Source organism: Bradyrhizobium oligotrophicum S58 (assembly GCF_000344805.1).
GTDB lineage: Bacteria > Pseudomonadota > Alphaproteobacteria > Rhizobiales > Xanthobacteraceae > Bradyrhizobium > Bradyrhizobium oligotrophicum.
Window position 1 is genome coordinate 2,642,829 of record NC_020453.1, and the last position, 19,968, is coordinate 2,662,796.

Annotated in this window: 23 protein-coding genes; 19 read left to right on the plus strand and 4 right to left on the minus strand. The window is 64.6% G+C overall.

What is annotated here, in order from left to right:
* Positions 1 to 131 precede the first annotated feature (131 nt).
* From phnC to S58_RS11480, 9 genes are all read left to right on the plus strand, one after another.
* Positions 132 to 941, plus strand: coding sequence for a phosphonate ABC transporter ATP-binding protein (gene phnC, locus S58_RS11440; RefSeq protein ID WP_015665460.1), 810 nt, complete (start codon positions 132 to 134; stop codon positions 939 to 941).
* Between the two features lie 78 nt (positions 942 to 1,019).
* The gene (gene phnD / locus S58_RS11445; RefSeq protein WP_015665461.1) at positions 1,020 to 1,952 is read left to right on the plus strand and encodes a phosphonate ABC transporter substrate-binding protein; all 933 of its coding nucleotides are present in this window, start codon (positions 1,020 to 1,022) and stop codon (positions 1,950 to 1,952) included.
* Positions 1,953 to 2,043: 91 nt separating this feature from the next.
* Positions 2,044 to 2,928, plus strand: coding sequence for a phosphonate ABC transporter, permease protein PhnE (gene phnE, locus S58_RS11450; RefSeq protein ID WP_015665462.1), 885 nt, complete (start codon positions 2,044 to 2,046; stop codon positions 2,926 to 2,928).
* Entirely contained in the window at positions 2,925 to 3,773 is an 849-nt protein-coding gene (gene phnE / locus S58_RS11455) for a phosphonate ABC transporter, permease protein PhnE (protein WP_015665463.1), read from the plus strand. Before phnE (S58_RS11450) ends, phnE (S58_RS11455) begins: the two co-directional genes overlap by 4 nt.
* Positions 3,774 to 3,931: 158 nt before the next feature.
* Positions 3,932 to 4,939, plus strand: a complete 1,008-nt coding sequence (locus S58_RS11460) for an ABC transporter substrate-binding protein (protein ID WP_015665464.1) — start codon at positions 3,932 to 3,934, stop codon at positions 4,937 to 4,939.
* 49 nt (positions 4,940 to 4,988) lie between these two features.
* Positions 4,989 to 5,804, plus strand: a complete 816-nt coding sequence (locus S58_RS11465; RefSeq protein ID WP_015665465.1) for an ABC transporter permease — start codon at positions 4,989 to 4,991, stop codon at positions 5,802 to 5,804.
* 4 nt (positions 5,805 to 5,808) lie between these two features.
* On the plus strand, positions 5,809 to 6,594 hold the full coding sequence (locus tag S58_RS11470; RefSeq protein ID WP_015665466.1) for an ABC transporter permease: 786 nt from the start codon (positions 5,809 to 5,811) through the stop codon (positions 6,592 to 6,594).
* A gap of 2 nt (positions 6,595 to 6,596) precedes the next feature.
* Positions 6,597 to 7,652: an ABC transporter ATP-binding protein gene (locus tag S58_RS11475; RefSeq protein ID WP_042340700.1), complete on the plus strand. Its 1,056-nt coding sequence runs from the start codon at positions 6,597 to 6,599 to the stop codon at positions 7,650 to 7,652.
* A 7-nt stretch (positions 7,653 to 7,659) separates the two neighbouring features.
* Positions 7,660 to 8,502: a phosphodiesterase gene (locus S58_RS11480; RefSeq protein ID WP_015665468.1), complete on the plus strand. Its 843-nt coding sequence runs from the start codon at positions 7,660 to 7,662 to the stop codon at positions 8,500 to 8,502.
* A 41-nt stretch (positions 8,503 to 8,543) separates the two neighbouring features.
* Here the strand turns inward: S58_RS11480 and phnF are convergent, their stop codons facing one another.
* Positions 8,544 to 9,269, minus strand: a complete 726-nt coding sequence (gene phnF / locus S58_RS11485; RefSeq protein WP_015665469.1) for a phosphonate metabolism transcriptional regulator PhnF — start codon at positions 9,267 to 9,269, stop codon at positions 8,544 to 8,546.
* A gap of 120 nt (positions 9,270 to 9,389) precedes the next feature.
* Here phnF and phnG point away from each other — a divergent pair, with 120 nt between their 5' ends.
* From phnG to S58_RS11530, 9 genes are read left to right on the plus strand one after another with little or no spacing between them, the layout of a single operon-like run.
* Positions 9,390 to 9,845 (plus strand): phosphonate C-P lyase system protein PhnG, encoded by a 456-nt coding sequence (gene phnG / locus S58_RS11490; protein ID WP_042340701.1) that lies wholly within the window; start codon positions 9,390 to 9,392, stop codon positions 9,843 to 9,845.
* A complete protein-coding gene (gene phnH, locus S58_RS11495; RefSeq protein ID WP_015665471.1) occupies positions 9,845 to 10,456 on the plus strand; it encodes a phosphonate C-P lyase system protein PhnH in 612 nt (203 codons plus the stop codon). Before phnG ends, phnH begins: the two co-directional genes overlap by 1 nt.
* Positions 10,457 to 10,459: 3 nt before the next feature.
* On the plus strand, positions 10,460 to 11,563 hold the full coding sequence (locus tag S58_RS11500; protein WP_015665472.1) for a carbon-phosphorus lyase complex subunit PhnI: 1,104 nt from the start codon (positions 10,460 to 10,462) through the stop codon (positions 11,561 to 11,563).
* Positions 11,560 to 12,444: an alpha-D-ribose 1-methylphosphonate 5-phosphate C-P-lyase PhnJ gene (locus S58_RS11505; protein WP_015665473.1), complete on the plus strand. Its 885-nt coding sequence runs from the start codon at positions 11,560 to 11,562 to the stop codon at positions 12,442 to 12,444. The genes S58_RS11500 and S58_RS11505 overlap by 4 nt, the downstream gene beginning before the upstream one ends.
* Entirely contained in the window at positions 12,437 to 13,231 is a 795-nt protein-coding gene (gene phnK, locus S58_RS11510; RefSeq protein WP_015665474.1) for a phosphonate C-P lyase system protein PhnK, read from the plus strand. The genes S58_RS11505 and phnK overlap by 8 nt, the downstream gene beginning before the upstream one ends.
* Positions 13,232 to 13,241: 10 nt before the next feature.
* Complete coding sequence (gene phnL / locus S58_RS11515; RefSeq protein ID WP_015665475.1) at positions 13,242 to 13,940, plus strand: phosphonate C-P lyase system protein PhnL; 699 nt, start codon at positions 13,242 to 13,244, stop codon at positions 13,938 to 13,940.
* Between the two features lie 16 nt (positions 13,941 to 13,956).
* Positions 13,957 to 15,114 carry an alpha-D-ribose 1-methylphosphonate 5-triphosphate diphosphatase gene (locus S58_RS11520; RefSeq protein WP_042339243.1) on the plus strand — a complete coding sequence of 386 codons (1,158 nt, stop codon included), beginning with the start codon at positions 13,957 to 13,959 and terminating at the stop codon, positions 15,112 to 15,114.
* Positions 15,111 to 15,749, plus strand: coding sequence for a phosphonate metabolism protein/1,5-bisphosphokinase (PRPP-forming) PhnN (gene phnN / locus S58_RS11525; protein WP_015665477.1), 639 nt, complete (start codon positions 15,111 to 15,113; stop codon positions 15,747 to 15,749). The genes S58_RS11520 and phnN overlap by 4 nt, the downstream gene beginning before the upstream one ends.
* Positions 15,727 to 16,338, plus strand: coding sequence for a pyridoxamine 5'-phosphate oxidase family protein (locus tag S58_RS11530; protein WP_015665478.1), 612 nt, complete (start codon positions 15,727 to 15,729; stop codon positions 16,336 to 16,338). The genes phnN and S58_RS11530 overlap by 23 nt, the downstream gene beginning before the upstream one ends.
* Before the next feature lie 43 nt (positions 16,339 to 16,381).
* On the opposite strand, the gene S58_RS11535 is transcribed toward S58_RS11530, so the two are convergent.
* The 3 genes from S58_RS11535 to S58_RS11550 all read right to left on the minus strand — a co-directional run bounded on the left by S58_RS11535 (position 16,382) and on the right by S58_RS11550 (position 18,716).
* Positions 16,382 to 16,603, minus strand: a complete 222-nt coding sequence (locus S58_RS11535; protein ID WP_042339245.1) for a hypothetical protein — start codon at positions 16,601 to 16,603, stop codon at positions 16,382 to 16,384.
* A 1,293-nt stretch (positions 16,604 to 17,896) separates the two neighbouring features.
* Entirely contained in the window at positions 17,897 to 18,220 is a 324-nt protein-coding gene (locus S58_RS36350; protein ID WP_173424455.1) for a DMT family transporter, read from the minus strand.
* Positions 18,221 to 18,455: 235 nt separating this feature from the next.
* Positions 18,456 to 18,716 carry a hypothetical protein gene (locus S58_RS11550; RefSeq protein ID WP_015665482.1) on the minus strand — a complete coding sequence of 87 codons (261 nt, stop codon included), beginning with the start codon at positions 18,714 to 18,716 and terminating at the stop codon, positions 18,456 to 18,458.
* A gap of 225 nt (positions 18,717 to 18,941) precedes the next feature.
* On the opposite strand from S58_RS11550, the gene S58_RS11555 reads away from it, so the two are divergent.
* Positions 18,942 to 19,916: a quinone oxidoreductase family protein gene (locus tag S58_RS11555; protein WP_015665483.1), complete on the plus strand. Its 975-nt coding sequence runs from the start codon at positions 18,942 to 18,944 to the stop codon at positions 19,914 to 19,916.
* Positions 19,917 to 19,968: the final 52 nt, after the last annotated feature.

A 19,968-nucleotide genomic window follows, 5' to 3' on the forward strand; every position in this document is an offset into this window, starting at 1 on the left:
CTATGACGGATGCATGACGTCCGCATGACCGTGGCGGCATGTGCACGACTGTGGCGCTGCAGTGCCATTGTCACATAACTGTAGAATCCAGACGCTAGCGATACGGCAAAGCGAGGCGTCTGGAGAATTCAATGCTGGTGGTGGATGGCCTGACGTGCCGGTTCGGCACGAGAGCCGCGGTCGACAATGCATCGTTCTCTGTTGCACCCGGCAGCTTCGTCGGCGTGATCGGGCGTTCGGGCGCCGGCAAGTCGACCCTGCTGCGCTCCATCAATCGCCTGAGCCCGGTGACCGGCGGACGCATTCTCTTCAAGGATCTCGATGTGACCGCGCTGCGCGGCCGCGACCTGCGGCAATGGCGTGCGCGCTCGGCGATGATCTTCCAGCAGTTCAACCTGGTCGGCCGTCTCGACGTGCTGACGAACGTGCTGATGGGACGGCTGGCCGAGATTCCGTCGTGGCGCTCGCTGGCGCAGCTCTGGCCGGCTGAGGACGTCGCCGTGGCGATGTCGGCACTGGAGCAGTTCGACATGGCCTCGCTCGCCGCGCAACGCGCCGATCAGCTCTCGGGCGGCCAGCAGCAGCGCGTCGCGATCGCGCGCGCGCTGGTCCAGAACCCGGATATCATTCTCGCGGACGAGCCGATCGCCTCGCTCGATCCCCGCAACACCAAGATCGTGATGGACGCGCTGCTTCGCATCAACAAGCATTTCGGCATCACGGTGGTCTGCAACTTGCATTCGCTCGATCTCGCGCGCGGCTATTGCGATCGCCTGATCGGCATGGCGACCGGGCGGGTCGTGTTCGACGACGTGCCGGCGGCGCTGACGGCGCAGATTGCGCGCGAGCTCTACGATCTCGAAGCCGATGAGGTCATGGACAAGGTCCATCCCGCACCGGCGGCAACCGTTCCGGCCCTCGGCGAAGCCGCCGTGGCCTGACAAGCGGATTTCTGCAACCTCCGCTCCCGCATCGCGCTGGGGTGAGGCCTGTTACTTACTGCAACAAGAGGGCATGTTATGATCAATCGTCGCATCGTTCTGGCGGGCGTCGCCGCGCTGGCTTTCACCGCCTCGGCTGCGGCCGAGGACTGGAAGGCGAAATATCCCGAGCTGACCTTCGCGGTGGTCCCGGCGGAGAACGCCTCGGGTGTCACCGAGCGCTGGACGCCGTTCGTGAACTACCTGTCGAAGGAGCTCGGCGTGAAGGTGACGCTGCGCATCGCCAACGACTATGCTGCCGTCATCGAGGGCCAGCGCGCCGGCAACATCCACATCGCGAGCTATGGCTCGGCCTCGTTCGCCCGCGCCCGTCTGACCGGTGTCAAGACCGATGCCTTCGCCAACGACATCAATTCCGACGGCAGCACCGGTTATTACTCGGTGTTCTTCGTCAAGGCGAGCAGCCCGTATCAGAAGGTCGAAGATCTCAAGGGCAAGAATCTCGGCCTGGTCGATCCGAACTCGACGTCGGGCAACAACGTGCCGCGCTTCGAGCTCAACAAGATGGGCGTCACCGATGCCGAGACCTATTTCGGCAAGGTGGTGTTCACCGGCAGCCACGAAAACGCCGTGCTGGCCCTGTCCCAGGGGACCGTCGATATCGCGGCCAACCAGTGGACGAGCGACAATGACTCGACTCTGGCGCAGATGCTGACCAAGGGCATGCTGAAGAACGCCGACGGCTCGCCGATGAAGAAGGAGGACTTCCGCATCATCCACAAATCGGCCCCGATCATCAACGGCCCCTATGCCTATAATTCGGATCTGCCAGCTGAGCTGAAGTCGGCGATCGCGAAGGCCTTCTCCGAGGCGCCGACGAAGGACAAGGCGGCGTTCGACCGTCTCTCCGACGGCCAGAAGAAGGGCTTCCATCCCGCCACGACCAAGGATTGGGATGGCACGATCGACCTGATCAAGTTCGTTGACAGCCTGCGCAAGAAGGCGTCCTGACCGACAGCCCACCGAGACGAGTCGGGTCCCCGTGGCCCGGCTCGTCTCCTGCAAAGATCCGAAGCGCCTGAATCGAGAGCAGCACGACCCGATGGCGATTGCCGTTTCGATCCTTCCAAGCCAGCAGCTTGCGGCTCTAAACGAGGCCTATCGCCGGGCGATGTCGCAACGTCGGTTGCGTTTCGCGGTCTCGGCGGCGGTGTTCGTGGCCGTTCTCGCCGCCGCAGCCATTGGTGCGGAAGTCAATCTGCGCACGCTCTATACGTATTTCGGCAACTTCGTCAGCTATTTCGATCGCATCTTCACGCTTGACGACGGCCATCGCGTCTGGACCAACCTGCCGGAGTGGTTCTGGGGTTTCAAGAAGTGGATCAAGCTGCTCGGCGAGACGCTGCTGATCAGCTATGTCGGCACGATGGCAGGAATGCTCGTCGCTTTCTGCCTCAACTTCCTCGCAGCGGAGAATACCTCGCCGGGGCCATGGGTACGATTCATAGTCCGCCGGCTGCTCGAATTCGCCCGCACGGTCCCCGGCATCGTCTTCGCGCTGATCTTCGTCATCGCCTTTGGACTCGGCCCGGTTCCCGGCGTGCTCGCCATCGCCCTGCATTCGAGCGGAGCGCTGGGCAAGCTGTTCTCCGAAGTCGTGGAGAACGCCGATATGAAGCCGGTCGAGGGCGTCCGCGCCACCGGCGCCAGCTGGCTGTCCTGCATGCGCTTTGGCGTGTTGCCGCAGGTCATCGGAGGCTTCTCGAGCTATACGCTGCTGCGTTTTGAGATCAACGTGCGTGAGGCCTCGGTGATGGGCTTCGTCGGTGCGGGCGGCATCGGCCAGGAACTCGTGGTCGCAGTCCGCAAATTCTACTATTCCGACGTCAGCGCCATCCTGCTCATGATCGTGGCGACCGTGTTCCTGATCGATATCGGCACCGGCTGGTTACGCGGGCGGCTGTTCGGCGCGGAGGCGCGGACATGAACAGCGTCGAGACCCCGGATATCGAGCAGCTCAGGGCGCGCCATCCGCACATCTTCGACCGGCCGGTTTCGGCGCGCCTCGCCACCCCGGCCGTGCTGCTATTAGCGCTTGCGGTGTTCGTGTTCGGCGTCGTCGATCTGGATTTCTCGCCGTCGCGGATGCTGTCGGGCCTCAGCCAGCTTGGCTGGATCGCCCGCCTGATGTTGCCGCCCGATCCGGGCTCGTCGCTGCCGATCTATCTCAAGGCTCTCGGAGAGACCTTGTCGATCGCGGTGCTCGGCACCACCCTCGCTGCCTGTTTTGCATTTCCCGTCAGCCTGCTCGCGGCGCGCAATGTCATTCCGTCGGCAATCTTCCGGTTTCCGGTGCGCCGGCTGTTCGACACCATCCGCGGCGTCGACACGCTGATCTGGGCGCTGGTCTGGATCAATGTCGTCGGCCTCGGACCATTCGCCGGCGTGCTCGCGATCGCGGTCTCCGACTTCGGTGCGCTCGGCAAGCTGTTTTCCGAGGCGATGGAAGGCGCCGACCGCAAGCAGGTGGAAGGCGTGCGCGCCGCGGGAGGCAATGCGCTGCATGAGATTCGTTTCGGCCTGCTGCCGCAGGTCCTTCCGGTGATCGCCGGGCAGGTGCTCTACTTCATCGAATCCAACACGCGCTCGGCCACGATCATCGGCATCGTCGGCGCCGGCGGCATCGGACTGCAGCTGGCGGAGCAGATCCGCGTGCTGGAATGGCAGAAGGTGTCGTTCCTGATCCTGATGATCCTGGTGGCGGTGGCTGCGATCGACTGGATCTCGGGCAAGCTGCGTTTTGCCATCATCGGGCGCCGCGCCGTCGCGTGAACGGATCGGCATCTGCAGGTTGCGATCGTTCGTAGACAAACGATCAGGATGCCGTTCGTGCTGTGTGCACTGCACTCGCTGTCGCAAATCCTTCATGTGCCGGCTTTAGGGGAAGCTTCGGAACTGGCCGTTGTGCCAAGAATACGGAGTTAGTCTTCATGAAGGTCACCCGCCTCGTTCTCGCTTTGCTCGCGCTCTGTGTTGTAGCGCCGTGGCAGCCGGCCAAGGCTGCTGATGTTATCTGCTACAATTGTCCGCCGGAGTGGGCCGACTGGGCCTCGATGCTCAAGGCGATCAAGACCGATCTTGGCTACGACATTCCGCACGACAACAAGAACTCCGGCCAGGCGCTGGCACAGATCCTGGCCGAGAAGAGCAATCCTGTCGGCGACATCGGCTATTTCGGCGTGACTTTCGGCATGAAGGCGAAAGCGCAGGACGCGCTGGACGCCTACAAGCCGGCCAACTGGGATCAGGTCCCGGCCGGTCTGAAGGACGCGGACGGCTATTGGACGACGATCCATTCGGGCACGCTCGGCCTGTTCGTGAACAAGGATGCGCTCGGCGGCAAGCCTGTTCCGGCCTGCTGGAAGGATCTGCTCAAGCCCGACTACAAGGGGATGGTCGGCTATCTCGACCCGAGCTCGGCGGCGGTCGGCTATGTCGGCGCCGTTGCCGTCAATCTGGCGCTAGGCGGGTCGCAGAGCAATTTCGATCCGGCTCTCGCCTTCTTCAAGGACCTGCGCAAGAACGAACCGATCGTGCCGAAGCAGACGTCCTATGCGCGCGTGGTCTCGGGCGAGATTCCGATCCTGTTCGACTACGATTTCAACGCCTACCGCGCGAAGTACGCCGAGAAGGGCAATTTCGAGTTCGTCATTCCGTGTGAGGGCTCGGTGATCTTCCCCTACGTCGTCGGCCTCGTGAAGAACGCCCCCGACAAGGACAAGGCGAAGAAGGTCATCGACTATCTGCTGTCCGACAAGGGGCAGGCGATCTGGACCAATGCCTATCTGCGGCCGGCCCGTCCGATCGAGCTTCCTGACGCCGTGAAGAACAAGTTCCTGCCCGACAGCGACTACGCGCGCGCCAAGAGCGTGAACTGGGGCGACATGGAAACGGCCCAGAAGGCGTTCGTCGATCGCTATCTGTCCGAAGTTCGTTGAGAGCGCGACGCCCCGCCGGATGTGATCCGGCGGGGCGTGCCCTGATCCCATGTCGCACAAATCCTTCCTCTGGCTCTGCCTGCTGCCGCTGGCGGCGGTAACGTCAGCCTTCTTTCTCCTGCCGATGTCGCGGCTGCTCGTCACCGGCGCCGAGGGGCCGCGCGGGCTGGCGGAATATCTGGCGATCCTGCTCGAGTCCCGTTACCGCGCCACGCTCCTCAACACGGTCGTGCTGGCCGCGGCGACGACGATCGCGACGCTCGTCATTGCGACGATCGCCGGGCTATTCCTTCAGCGCCATCGGTTTCCGGGCCGGGCGCTTCTGGTCGCAATCCTGACCTTCCCGCTCGCTTTTCCCGGTGTCGTGATCGGCTTCATGATCATCCTGCTTGCGGGACGACAGGGGCTGATCGGCGAGGTCTCCTCGCGCCTCACCGGCGACAAGCTCGTTTTCGCCTATTCGATCTACGGGCTGTTCCTCGGCTATCTCTATTTCTCGATCCCGCGCGTGATCCTCACCATCATGGCGGCGGCGCAGAAGCTCGATCCTGGGCTGGAGGAGGCGGCGCGCTCGCTCGGCGCAGGGCCCTGGGCCGTGCTGCGCGACGTGATCCTGCCGGCGCTCGCGCCGGCCCTGGTCGCCTCTGGGGCCATCGCGTTCGCAACGGCGATGGGCGCATTCGGCACGGCGTTCACGCTGGCCACCAATATCGACGTGCTGCCGATGCTGATCTACACGGAGTTCACCTTGGCGGGCAATCTTGCGACCTCGGCGGCGCTGTCGGTCGGGCTCGGCGTGATGACGTGGCTGATCCTGGCCTTGTCGCGGTCCTTCACCGGCAACGCCGTCGCTGCGGCAGGGTAGGCACGTGCGAGATCGGGTCACATTCAGCCTGCAGTTCCTGTTCACGCTGCTCGTCGCGGCCTTTCTTGCTGTGCCTGCAGGTCTCTCGATCGCGGCCGGCGTCACGGTCAATTATTTCCGCGGCATTCAGTCCGGCGTCACCCTGCAATGGGTCGTCCAGGTCTGGGAGCTCTATGCCGACACGATCGTGGCTTCGATCCTGATTGCACTGGGCACGCTGGCGGTCACGCTGGTGGTCGGCGTTCCCGCCGCCTACGCGCTGTTCGTGCGCGGCGGGCGCCTGGCCCGTCTGGCCGAGGAGATCATCACGTTGCCGCTTGCAATCCCCGGGCTCGCGATCGCGCTGGCGCTGTTGCTGACCTATGGCGGCTTCGGCAGCTTTCGCCGCTCGTGGCTGTTCATTCTCGCGGGCCATGTGATCTTCACGATGCCGTTCATGGTCCGCTCGGTAATGGCCGTGTTCGCCACCATCGACGTCAGGTCGCTCGATGAGGGCGCCGCATCGGTCGGGGCCTCGCCGTGGCGCCGCTTCGTCGATGTCATCATTCCCAATGCGGCGCCGGGAATCCTGGCCGGCAGCCTGATGGTCGTCACGCTCTCACTCGGCGAATTCAATCTGACTTGGATGTTGCACACGCCATTGACCAAGACGTTGCCGGTCGGCCTTGCCGACAGCTATGCGTCGATGCGGCTCGAAGTGGCCTCGGCCTACACGCTGATCTTCTTCGTCATGATCATTCCGCTGCTGATGGCCATGCAATGGATCGGCGAGAAGGGGAGTTCGAGGTGACCATGATGACCCGGCACGGCGCCGCGCTGACGGTGGAGAATTGCGGCAAGACGTTTGCCGACGGGACCTGCGCGCTCGCCCGCGCCACGCTCGACATTGCCCAGAGCGAGACGCTCGTGCTGCTTGGCCCGTCCGGCTGCGGCAAGACCACGCTGCTGCGGATCGTGGCCGGTCTCGAGACACCGGATGCCGGCGGACGTGTCCTGTTCGATGGCGCCGATCTGACGCGCAAGCCGATCGAGAAGCGCAATGTCGGCATGGTGTTCCAATCCTATGCGCTGTTTCCGAACATGAGCGTGGCCGACAACATCGGCTATGGGCTGAAGATTCGCGGGGTCGCCAAGGCTGACCGCGCGGCCCGGGTGGCTGAGCTCGTCGCGCTGACCAATCTGGGCGGGCTGGAAGACCGGCGCATCGATCAGCTCTCCGGCGGCCAGCGCCAACGCGTCGCGCTCGCGCGCGCCGTCGCGATCCGGCCGAGTGTGCTGCTGCTCGACGAGCCGCTGACCGCGCTCGACGCTGCCTTGCGCGAACGGTTGCGCGGCGAGCTCAATGGGCTGCTGCGCAAGCTCGGCATCACCGCCATCTATGTGACCCATGATCAGGCCGAAGCGATGGAGCTCGGCGACCGCATCGTGGTGATGCGCAAGGGGGCGATCGCCCAGGTCGGAACGCCGCGGGAGATCTATTTCACTCCCGCCAATCGCTTCGTCGCTGAATTCGTCGGTGCCGCAAACATCCTCGAAGCTGCCATCGAAGGCGGCCATCTCATTCTTCCCGGCGGCCGGCAGTTGGTCGCCGCGCCGGATCAGCGCACCAAAGCTGTAGCGATGGTTCGTCCCGAAACGATCGCCATCGTGGATGCAGCGCAGGCTCAACTGACCGGCGTGGTCGACAGCGTTCGCTTTGCCGGTGATCGCCAGCGCATCATCGTCCGCGACGCTGCGGCCAGTCCGCTGACTGTGGATGCACCGAACACGATCAGGGTCAATGCCGACGATCGCGTCGGCCTCTCGATCGCGCCGGATGCCGTCCGGCTGCTCCCGCAAGAAGGCTGACGATCCCATGACGACGAGCCCGATCACCATCGCTCAGATATCGGACCTGCACATCAAGGTGCCCGGGCGTCTCGCCTATCGCCGGGTCGATACGGCGCAAGCCCTTGCCCGCTGCATCGCGGAGCTCAACAGCTTCTCGCCGACGATCGATCTCGTGGTGATCTCGGGCGACCTCGCCGACACGCCCACGGCCGCCGAATATGAGCATCTCAAGGCCGTGCTGGCCGAGCTCAGGCTTCCGTTCGTCGCCGTTCCCGGCAATCACGATTCACGCGAGCTGATGCGGACCGCATTCCCGGACCATCCTTATGCCGCGCCATCCGGTCCGCTGAACCGTCACGTGCAACTCGCCGGTCTCGATCTGCTGCTGCTGGATTCCAGCGTGCCCGGCCATCCCCATGGCGAGCTCGATGCGCAGAGCCTCGACTGGCTCGACGCCACGCTGTCCACTGCTGCGGATCGGCCAGCGCTGCTGTTCCTGCATCATCCGCCATTCGCCGCCGGCATCTGGCACATGGACCGGCAGAACCTGCGCAATGCCGATGATCTCGCGACCATCGTCGCGCGTCATCCGCGGGTCCAACTGATCGGATGCAGCCACGTGCACCGCGCCGCGCTGACCCGATTTGCCGGGGTACCGTGCACGATCTGTCCGGCGCCGAATCACGCCGTCGATCTCGATCTGGCGATGCTTCGGCCGCCATCCTTCAAGATCGAGCCGCCGGCCTTCCATCTCCATGCGTGGTTTCCAGGTTCCGGATTCGGAACGGTCGTCACCCATCAGGTGCCGATCGGCGCGTTCGAGGGACCGCATCCCTTCTTCAATCCCGACGGCACGCTCATCGACTGATCCTTCGTCCCGGTGAGCTGATTCCGGCAGCCGGACGCCGATCAACCCTCCACCTCGAAGGTGACGCGCTCTGCGGCGAAGCGCGAGCGCTTCGTGATCAGCGGCATGCCCTCGGCATCGATGTCGGTGCTGTCGACCACCAGCACCGGGCGGCCGAGCGAAAGCTCGAGCCGGGCGGCGTCGCTTGCATCGGCGATGGCCGCCGTGATCCGCGTCCCGCCGCGGCGATAGTCGCGAATGCCGTAATGCGCGAGCAGCGCCGTCATTGATCGGGCCGCGGCGAAGATGCGCCCTGCATCTGGAAACCGCTCGGCTGACAGCCAGGATGTGCTGACGCAGATCGGGGTCTTGTCGGCGAAGCGCAGCGCCTCGATTCGCGCCAGCGGCGCGCCCGTCTTCAATCCGAGCGCGCGCGCAAGCTCGCGCGTCGCGGGCTCCTCGGATGCGGCGATTAGCTGCCCACGAGGCTCGCGGCCGCCGGCGCCCACGATCTCGGAGAATCTCGTCCGCGATCGCAGCGGATAGGAAAGCCGCGGCGCTTCGACATAGGTGCCGCTGCCGCGCTCGGCACGCACGAGGCCGCGTTCGGCCAGCGTCGCCAGAGCGCGCCGCACGGTGTGGCGGTTGACCCGGTAGGTCTCCGCGATCTCGGTTTCGCCGGGCAGCCGCGTTCCGGCGGCGAAGCGGCCGTCGGCGATGTCGCGCTCGATGCCGTCGGCCACCCGCCGCCACAGCGCCACGCCCGAGCCGGCGTCCTGCATGCTCATCGCGGCACTCCGCGTCCGATTGTGAACATCACGTCCATGTCATCAAACAGTCATGGCGCTCTCTTATCAAGTTGTCTAGTATCATAGACAACTTGAGCCGGGCAAGATCGAGAGATGGCGATGAGCGGCGGAACGGGGTTGCAGGAGAAGCGGCGGGGCGCGATGCGGGTGTTGTCGCATGTTCCGGCCGCCGAGATTGGGGTGCTGATGGCCGAACTGTCGCTGCCGCCTCACCAGGATCTGCGTGCGCCCGAGAGCGGTCTCGTGATGGTGCGTGGCCGGATCGGTGGTGACGGTGCGCCGTTCAATCTCGGTGAGGCGACCGTGTCCCGCGCCGCGGTTCGTCTGCAGGGCGGTCAGGTCGGATTTGGCTATGTTCTCGGGCGGGACGGCGACAAGGCGCGCCTGGTCGCGCTGTGCGACGCCTTGCTGCAGTCGCCCGATCATGCCGCTGTCATCGAGACCAAGGTCGTTGCGCCGCTGCGGGCCCAGATGCAGGCCGACCATGATCGGAGCGCGGCGGAAGCTGCAGCCACGCGGGTCGATTTCTACACGATGGTGCGGGGAGAAGGCTGATGACGGTGGCAACGACCGAGCTGCAGCCTGGATTTGCCGACAAGGTCCTGTCGGCGCAGTCGACCTTCCGCACTGTGATGGAAGCGATGGCGCGGCCGGGGCAGGTGATGCCGGCCAATGATGAAGTTGGCCGGCCGCCGTCGATGATGGCGGGCGTCGCGGCGATCGCGCTGACCTTGTTGGACCAGGATACGCCGGTCTGGCTCGATCCGGCCTTTGTGGGTGTCCCTGAGGTCAGCGCGTGGCTGAAGTTTCACACCGGCGCGCCGGTCGTCATGCGGCCCGAGCTCGCGAGTTTTGCCCTGGTGGCTGCGCCGGCCATGCTGCCGGATCTGGCGTCGTTCGCGCTGGGGACGCCTGAATACCCCGACCGGTCGACGACGCTGATCCTGCAGGTGCCGAGCCTGTCCGAGGGGCAAACGTTTCGTCTGCGTGGTCCCGGGATCGATGGGACGACGTCGCTGACGGCCACGCTCGAGCCCAACGACCTGTTCGCGCGGCTGTCTATCAATGAAGCTCTGTTTCCGCGCGGCATCGATGTGATTCTGGTCGACGATCGTTCGCTGGTGGCGATCCCGCGCACGACGCGACTGGCATCCGCAGGAGTTTGACGCATGTACGTTGCCGTGAAGGGTGGCGAACGCGCCATCGAGAATGCACACCGGCTGCTTGCGCATGAGCGCCGCGGTGATCGGAAGGTTCCGGAGCTGTCGCTTTCACAGATCTCCGAGCAGCTCGGGCTCGCGGTCGATCGCGTCATGAGCGAGGGCTCGTTGTATGACCGCGAGCTTGCCGCGCTGGCGATCAAGCAGGCGCGCGGCGATCTCATCGAAGCGATCTTTCTGGTACGGGCCTTCCGTGCAACGCTGCCGCGCTTTGGAACAACCGAGCCGGTCGACACCGGTGAGATGCGCGTGCAGCGGCGCGTTTCGTCGACCTTCAAGGATATTCCGGGCGGACAGGTGCTGGGGCCGACCTTCGACTACACGCACCGGCTGCTCGATCCAGCGCTGGCGGAAGCAGCGGATCCCGCCGCTCCCGTGCTCGCGTCAGCGTCCGAAGTGCCGATGCCGCGCGTCACCGACATTCTCGGGCAGGATGGGCTGATCGAGCCATCTCCAGACGCCGCGGTCGGGGCGCCGGTCGGCGACCTCACGCGCGATCCGCTGAGCTTTCCTGCCGACCGTGATCTGCGGCTGCAGAATCTCGCGCGTGGTGATGAGGGCTTTCTGCTGGCGTTGGGTTATTCGACCCAGCGCGGCTACGGGCGAAACCACCCGTTCGCCGGCGAGATTCGCTTCGGTGAGGTCGAGGTCGAATTCTTCGCCGAAGAGATCGGGTTCGCTGTGCCGCTCGGATCGGTCGAGCTGACCGAGTGCCAGATGGTCAATCAGTTCAAGGGCTCGGCGACCGAGCCGCCATGCTTCACCCGCGGCTATGGTCTCGCCTTCGGACAGAGCGAGCGCAAGACGATGTCGATGGCGCTGGTCGATCGCGCCTTGCGCGCCCGCGAGCTCGGGGAGGACGTGATTGCGCCGGCGCAGGACGAGGAGTTCGTGATGTCGCACTCCGACAATGTGCAGGCGACCGGCTTCGTCGAGCATCTGAAGCTGCCTCACTATGTCGACTTCCAGTCCGAGCTCGGCCTGCTGCGCAAGCTGCGCCAGGAGTTCGCGGACGCAAATGCTGCTCCGGTGTTGAAGGAGGCCGCGGAATGAACGCGCCGACTTATAACTTCGCCTATCTCGACGAGCAGACCAAGCGGATGATCCGCCGCGCGATTCTCAAGGCGATCGCCATTCCCGGCTATCAGGTGCCGTTTGCGAGCCGCGAGATGCCGATGCCTTATGGCTGGGGCACCGGTGGTGTGCAGGTCACGGCGGCAATTCTCGGCCCGGACGACGTGCTCAAGGTGATCGACCAGGGCTCCGACGACACCACCAACGCGATCTCGATCCGCAAGTTTTTCGCCAAGACGGCCGGCGTCGCAACCACGACATCGACGGACGCGGCGAGCGTGATCCAGACCCGCCACCGCATTCCCGAGGCGGCGTTGCATGACGGGCAGGTGCTGGTCTATCAGGTGCCGATCCCGGAGCCGCTGCGATTTCTCGAGCCGCGCGAGACCGAGACGCGTCGCATGCATGCGCTGGCCGAATACGGGCTGATGCACGTCAAGCTATATGAGGACATCGCGCGCTTCGGTCATATCGCGACGTCCTACGCGTACCCCGTCAAGGTCAATGCGCGCTATGTGATGGATCCGTCGCCGACGCCGAAATTCGACAATCCGAAGATGGACAATTGTCCGGCGCTGCAGCTGTTCGGAGCAGGACGCGAGAAGCGGATCTATGCTATTCCGCCTTACACATCGGTGGTGTCGCTGGATTTCGAGGACCATCCGTTCACGCGCTACAAGTTCGATGCGCCCTGCGCGCTGTGTGGTGCGGAGCAGTCCTATCTCGACGAGATCGTGACCGACAACAAGGGCAGCCGCATGTTCGTCTGCTCGGATACGGATTACTGCGAGGGCCGCCAGGCGGCCGGGCATCGCGGCATAGAGAACGCCGCCCCGCACAAGGAGGGCGCTCATGGCTGAGGTCATCGGAGCATCCGATCAGCCGCTACTGGTCGCGGAGGGTCTCGCCAAGAGCTACGGCCAGCTCGCAGCCTGCCGCGACGTTTCCTTCGTGCTCTATCCGGGCGAGGTGCTCGCCATCGTCGGCGAATCGGGCTCTGGAAAATCCACGCTGCTGCAAATGCTCTCGGCGCAGCTTCCGCCGAGCGCGGGCCGCGTGTCCTACCGGATGCGTGACGGCGTGCTGCGCGATCTCGCTGCACTCGGCGAGGCCGAGCGGCGTTTCCTGTTCCGGACCGACTGGGGCTACGTGCATCAGGACCCGGCGCAAGGCCTGCGCATGGCGGTCTCCGCCGGTGCCAATGTCGGCGAGCGGCTGATGGCCGTCGGCTGGAATAATTACGGCCGCATCCGGCAGACTGCGTCGTCATGGCTCGAGCGGGTCGAGATCGACGTTGCCCGCATCGACGACGCGCCGCGCACTTATTCGGGCGGCATGCGGCAGCGGCTGCAGATCGCGCGCAATCTGGTGACGGAGCCGCGGCTGGTGTTCATGGACGAGCCGACCGGCGGCCTCGACGTCTCGGTGCAGGCGCGCCTGCTCGACCTGATGCGCAGCCTCGTCAACGAGCTCGGTCTCGCAGCGATCGTGGTCACGCACGATCTTGCGGTGGCGCGCCTGTTGTCTCATCGTGTGATGGTCATGAAGGAGGGGCGGGTGATCGAGACCGGCCTCACCGATCAGGTGCTCGACGATCCGCGCGAGCCCTACACACAGCTCCTCGTGTCCTCGATCCTGCCGCCATGAGCCCGATGCAATGACCGTGATGATCGATATCGAGAATGCAGAAAAAACCTTCACCATGCATCTGCAGGGCGGCATCTCGCTGCCGGTGGTGCGCGGCGTGTCGTTCCAGGTCAAGGCCGGCGAATGCGTCGTGCTGTCGGGGCCGTCTGGCGCAGGCAAGTCGTCGATCCTGAAAATGATCTTCGGAAACTATCGTTGTGACGGCGGCCGCATCAACGTCCGCCATCACGGCGAGATGATCAACCTCGCCGGCGCCGAGCCGCGTGCGGTCCTCACGGCGCGGCGGGAGACCATCGGTTATGTCAGCCAGTTCCTGCGTGCCGTGCCGCGCGTGGCTGCGCTCGATGTCGTTGCCGAGCCGCTGCTTGCAGCGGGCGTATCGCGCGAGGACGCCCGCGCGCGGGCCGGCGCGTTGCTCGGCCGCCTGAACATTCCGGAGCGGCTGTGGTCGCTGCCGCCATCGACCTTCTCCGGCGGCGAGCAGCAGCGGGTCAACATCGCGCGCGGCTTCATCTCGGACGTTCCGATCCTGCTGCTGGACGAGCCGACGGCCTCGCTGGACGCGGCGAACCGTGCCGTCGTGGTCGGGCTGATCGCAGCGAAGAAGAGGGACGGCGCAGCAATGCTGGCGATCGTACATGATGACGAGATCCGCGCGGAAATCGCCGATCGTACGGTCGACGTGACGACATTCGCAGCGGCGGCATAGAAGGCGAGAATTGCAGATGAGCGCGAACATGTCCGATACCGTGATAGGCAATGCCAGGCTCGTCCTCGCCGACCGCGTCATCGAGCAGGGCTGGGTGGCGATCGCGGGTGGCCGGATCATCGAACTGGGCGAGGGGGCAGCGCCGGCCGGCGGCCTGGACGCTGGCGGCGACCTGCTGATGCCTGGGCTCGTCGAGTTGCACACGGATCACCTCGAAGCCCATTTCGTGCCGCGTCCGAAGGTCTACTGGGATCCCGTCGCCGCCGTCATTTCCTATGACGGGCAGCTCGCGACCGCCGGCATCACCACCGTGCTGGATTCGCTGCGCGTGTGGAGCGAGGAGGGCGCCGAGGGCGTCGACGGCCAGGCCAATTTGCTCGCAGACGCGATCGCGACGGCACGCGACGGAGGGCTGCTGCGGTCCGATCACTTCCTGCATCTGCGATGCGAGGTGCCGATGCCGACGGTGGTCGAAGAGGCGCGGCAGCTGGCCGGCCGGCCGGATGTTCGGCTGATGTCGCTCATGGACCATACGCCGGGGCAGCGTCAGTTTCGCGACGAGGGCAAGCTCCGGGACTATTATCGCGGCAAGAGCGGCGGCAAGACCGATGCCGAGCTCGACGTCATGTTCGCGCGGCGCTTCGCTTATCAGCAGGCTCATGCGGCGCCGAACATGCGTGACATCGTTGCGCTGGCAAAGACCCATGACGTGCCGTTGGCCAGCCATGACGACACCACCGAGGAGAACGTCGCGGACGCGGTCAAGGACGGCATCGCGGTGGCGGAGTTTCCGACCACGATGGAAGCTGCGCGCGGCCTGCATCAGGCGGGCATCAGCATCCTGATGGGCGCTCCCAATGTCGTGCGCGGCGGCTCTCACTCCGGCAACATCGCCGCAGTGGACCTCGCGCGCGAGGGCCTGCTCGACATTCTATCGTCGGACTACGTGCCGTCGAGCCTGCTGATGGGCGCGTTGCAACTGCCGCAGCGGGTGCCTTCCATCGATCTTGCCGCGGCGGTGCGCACGGTCACGAAGGCCCCCGCCGACGCGGTCGGGCTCCATGATCGCGGCGAAATCGCCGTCGGCAAGCGCGCCGACCTGATACGCGTGCATGTCGTAGGCCAGCTGTCGGTTGTCCGCAGCGTCTGGCGGGAAGGATTGCGGGTGGCATGAGCGAGACGTCGGCAGCATCGGTGAGCGGCTCCGTGAAGCTCGGCCCGGGCCGTCTGGTCCTGGTGGTCGGGCCGAGCGGCGCCGGCAAGGACACCTTGCTCAATGTGGCGCGCCGTGATTGCGCCGACGATGATCGCGTCGTTTTCCCGCGGCGGGTCGTCACCCGCGAAGCTTCGGCCTTCGAAGACAATCTCGAGATGAGCACCGTCGGATTTCGAGAGGCGCTTGAGGCCGGTCAGTTCGCCCTGTATTGGGATGCTCACGGGCACGGCTACGGCGTGCCGCGGGCGATCAAGGATGACATCCTGGCCGGCCGCACCGTGGTCGTGAACGTCTCGCGCACGGTCATTCCAGCGGCGCGACGTGACTACGCCCACGTCATCGTCGTCGCCATCACCGCACCGGCGGACGTTCTCGCCGAGCGGCTCGGCAAACGGCACCGGCCGAGCGACGGCGACATCGGCGAGCGGCTGCATCGTGCAGTGAGCGAGGACGCTGTGGCGGCGGATGTCACGATCGTCAATGTCGGCGATCCCGAGCCGCACGGTCACAGGCTCGCGGATGTGATCAAGGGACCGGCCGACGCGGTACCGATCGAAACCGGAGGAAGCCATGTCGATCATCACCACGATTGAGCAGCTCGAATCGATCTATGGCCAGACGGGGATCACCTCGACGGCGAAAGTCGCGGATCGCGTGACGCCGCACTACCGGATCATGATCGAGAAGTCGCCCTTCGTGGCGCTTGCGACCTGTGGTCCCGAAGGTCTCGACTGCTCGCCGCGCGGCGATCTTCCGGGTTTTGTCCGAATTCATGACGAGAAGACACTGATGATGCCGGATCGCCGCGGCAACAATCGCGTCGATTCATTGCGCAACATTGTGCGCGATCCACGGATCGGTCTCCTGTTCCTGATTCCGGGATCAGGCAATACGTTGCGCGTGAACGGAATTGGTCATCTCTCCACGGCGCCCGATCTGCTGGAATCGTTCCGGATGGAAGGCAAGCTGCCGCGCTCGGTCCTGGTGATGACGGTACAGGAGATCTATTTCCAATGCGCGCGGGCCATCGTCCGTGCCGATCTCTGGAACGCCGACAAGCAGGTCGATCCGCGGCAGTTGCCGACGCCGGGACAGATCCTCGCGGCCATGACGGCCAACGACATCGATGGTGCAGAGTACGACCGCGAGTGGCCCGAGCGCGCGCGGAAATCGATGTGGTGAGGCCGGCCCTCGACTCGAGGTCGAGGACGTTCTTCCCTGATGATCAGGCCGCGACGTCGAGCAGGCGTGAGGATCCTCTGACCAGAACCTTGCGTCCCGCCGCGGTGATCTCTGCAGCTTCGTTGTTGATGACGGCGAGTCCAAGTGAAGCGAGCTGATCGACGATCACACCGTTCAGCCGGCGGCGTTCACGCGCGGGAATGCGGAGCGCCTTCAGCGTCTCCCATTGGTCCGGCGTGAGCTCGTGTTCGAATTCCGCGTTCATGCTGCCTCGAATGTTGACGTCCCGCATTCGTCTTAGGAAGTCCGCGTGACGAAGATGCGACCTTCATGCATCCGTAGTGATACGGCTCACTTTGATTACGCCCGAACCGGCCGGGGCTTAATTCAAATTTGAATGATCTCGTGTGCGCGCTGCAGCAATGCAGCCAGCTATGTGGGTTGCGGTGAACGGCCGTGTAACGTTAAGAAAATATTAAGGCAGACGGTCTGCGCAGGAACGGTAACGTCCCTGTCACATCGGTGTGTCACAGCGCGCCATCGTCCTGCTCGAATCGGCCGGGTGCGCATCACTGACTTGAAAACGCGTTGAATGGCTGACCTGAACGACGATCCGCCGCAGCAGTCGAACCGCAGAACCTGGCTGCGCGGCTTGGGCGGGTTGGCCTTGAGCATTTCGATTGCAGCTGTGGCGACGTATGTCCTCACCCGTGCGATCAAGAAGCTGGATTTTGGTCACGTCCTCGCGATCGTGCAATCCACCGACGCGCACTTGATCGTCGTCGCGATGGCGCTGGTCGCGCTCTCTTATGCGAGCCTGACGCTCTATGACCTCTTCGCACTACGGACGATGGGCCGTCTCGACATTCCCTATCGGGCGGCGGCGCTCGGCAGCTTCACGAGCTATCCCATCGCGCACGGCATCGGTGCCGTCGCGCTGATCTCACCGCTGGTCCGTTATCGAATGTATGCGCCTTACAGGCTGGGCGCGATGGATATTGCCAACATCAGCTTTCTCACCGGCCTGACGTTCTGGCTCGGCAATCTGACCGCGCTCGGCCTGAGCCTGATCATCGACCCCGATGCTTTCGGTTCGCTGGAATACTGGCCGCCGACGCTCAACCGCCTGATCGCCGCGACGCTGCTGTGCGGCGTGGTCGCCTTCGTCTTTTGGAGCTGGCCGGGGCGTCGCAGCCGGCGGTGGCCCGTTCGGCTGCCCTCCGGTCCGGCCGTGCTGCTGCAGATCGTGATCGGACTGTTCGAGCTCAGCGCGGCGGCGCTCGCGATGTATGTTCTGATCCCGGCAGAACTCGACATCGACCTCACGCGACTGATGGCGGTCTTCATTGCCGCGACGCTGCTCGGATTTGCCAGTCATGCTCCGGCTGGCATCGGACTGTTCGATGCGACGATCCTGCTCGGGCTCGGCGGCGATGATCAGGAGCCGCTGCTCGCGGCGCTGCTGATCTTCCGCGCCCTCTATCACCTGCTGCCTTTCGTGCTGGCGTTCGTGGTCTTCGGGACTGTCGAGCTGTCGCGGTCCAGGTCGTCGGTGACGTCACACCGGCGAGTTCAGCTTGAGCCCGATCATGCCGGCGACGATCAAGGTGAGGCAGAGCAACCGCATCGGGTCGGCCGGCTCGCTGTAGAGGATCATGCCGGCGACGATGCTCCCGGCGGCGCCGATCCCGGTCCATACCGCGTAGGCGGTGCCAAACGGCAATGAGCGCAACGCAAGCGACATCATCGCGAAGCTGAGCAGGATCGCAATCGCGGTTGCAACGCTGGGCCAGAAGCGCGTCAATCCATCAGAGTGCTTCAGACCCAGCGCCCAGATGATCTCGAGCAGACCGGCGGCCAACAAAGCGAGCCAGCCATTCATGATGGCGGCGTGCTCCGACGCGTGACACGGCACGGTCGCAAGTCCGCCTTCCGAAGCTGCGGGGCGGTCGTACGAAGCAGTCCGGCCATTCTGTCATCTCCGCGCCGGTCGAACCTGCCGTCCATCTGCATCTTTTGCGCGACGCGCATATGACAGGGACGGCGGTCCTCGGCAGCCGCTCTTGCGGAGCGCCTGACGTATCCGGCGGCGCGCGGAGCGCAACAGCCTACCTGAACTATCTCTCCTCCATCATCGTGAAGACAAAGCCGGTGAGCGTCGAGCCGACTGCAAAGGACAACGTCAACGTACCCACGAAGATCATGAATGTTATGTGGGGATCCGGGCTGTGGGCGATCAGGCGCGAGATACCGAACGCATCCAATTGTGTGAGAGCTAAGGCGAAGCCCAGCCCCAGGGCGGTGCCCATGCAGGTGTGACAGGCAAGCTCGATCAGGATCGCCGGCTTGATCAGCGCACTGCGTTTCTTGGGCGGCATGGGTTTGATCTCCGGTATCGCCCGAAAACGCTGGAACGGTGGCGTGGTTCCTGACGGCGGGTCCAAGCCTGGCATGCGGTGTCGAAGGCGATTGCCAAGCGGCGGCGAGAGCGGCTACCAAAAGATCCGGGTCTCAGTCGCCCCATGACAAAGCTGCGATGCAGGCAGAAATCCCAAGGCAGGGCGGTGCCGCCTTGGGCGTCCAACAGGGAGGACATACAAGCCATGACGAACGCCATTCGCTTTCACAAAACCGGCGGGCCCGACGTCCTCGTCTGGGAGGAGATCAATGTGGGCAAGCCCGGGCCGGGCGAGGCGCGCATCCGCCAAACGGCCGTTGGGCTCAACTTCCTCGACATCTACAATCGATCGGGCCTCTATCCGGTCCAGCTCCCAAGCGGATTGGGCAGCGAGGGCGCCGGCGTGATCGAGGAACTGGGCGAAGGGGTAACGGACCTGAAGGTCGGTGACCGCGTCGCCTACGGCTCGTCACCGCTCGGCGCCTATTCCGAGGCGCGGCTTATTCCCGCAGCGCAGCTGCTCAAGCTGCCGGATGAGATCGACGACAAGACGGCCGCGGCGATGATGCTCAAGGGCCTCACGGCGCAATACCTGATCCGGCAGACCTATCGCGTGAAAGCCGGCGAGACGATTCTGCTGCATGCAGCTGCCGGCGGTGTCGGCCTCATCCTCAGCCAGTGGGCCAAGCATCTCGGCGTCACCGTCATCGGCACGGTGTCCAGCGACGACAAGGCGCAACTGGCCAAGGCACATGGCTGCGCGCACAGTATTGTCTATACGCGTGAGGATTTCGTGGCTCGCGTCAGCGAGATCACCGGCGGCAAGAAGGTGCCTGTGGTCTATGATTCCGTCGGCAAGGACACGTTCCTCAAATCGCTCGATTGCCTGGCGCCGCTCGGCTACGCCGTGCTGTTCGGCCAGTCGTCCGGGAGCGTCGATCCGCTCAATCTCGGGCTGCTCGCGCAGAAAGGCTCGTTGTTCGTGACCCGCCCGACGCTGTTCACCTACGCGGCCAAACGCGAGAGTCTGGTCGCGATGGCCAATGAGCTGTTCGACGTCGTCAAGTCCGGCGCGGTGAAGATCGAGGTGAACCAGACCTATCCTCTCAAGGAGGCAGCCAGGGCTCACGCCGATCTCGCGGCGCGCAAGACGACGGGGTCCACCGTTCTTCTGGTCTGATCCGGTTTGGTCGCATCATGGCAGATTGGCCCGCAGTGCGTGCTGGCCGACC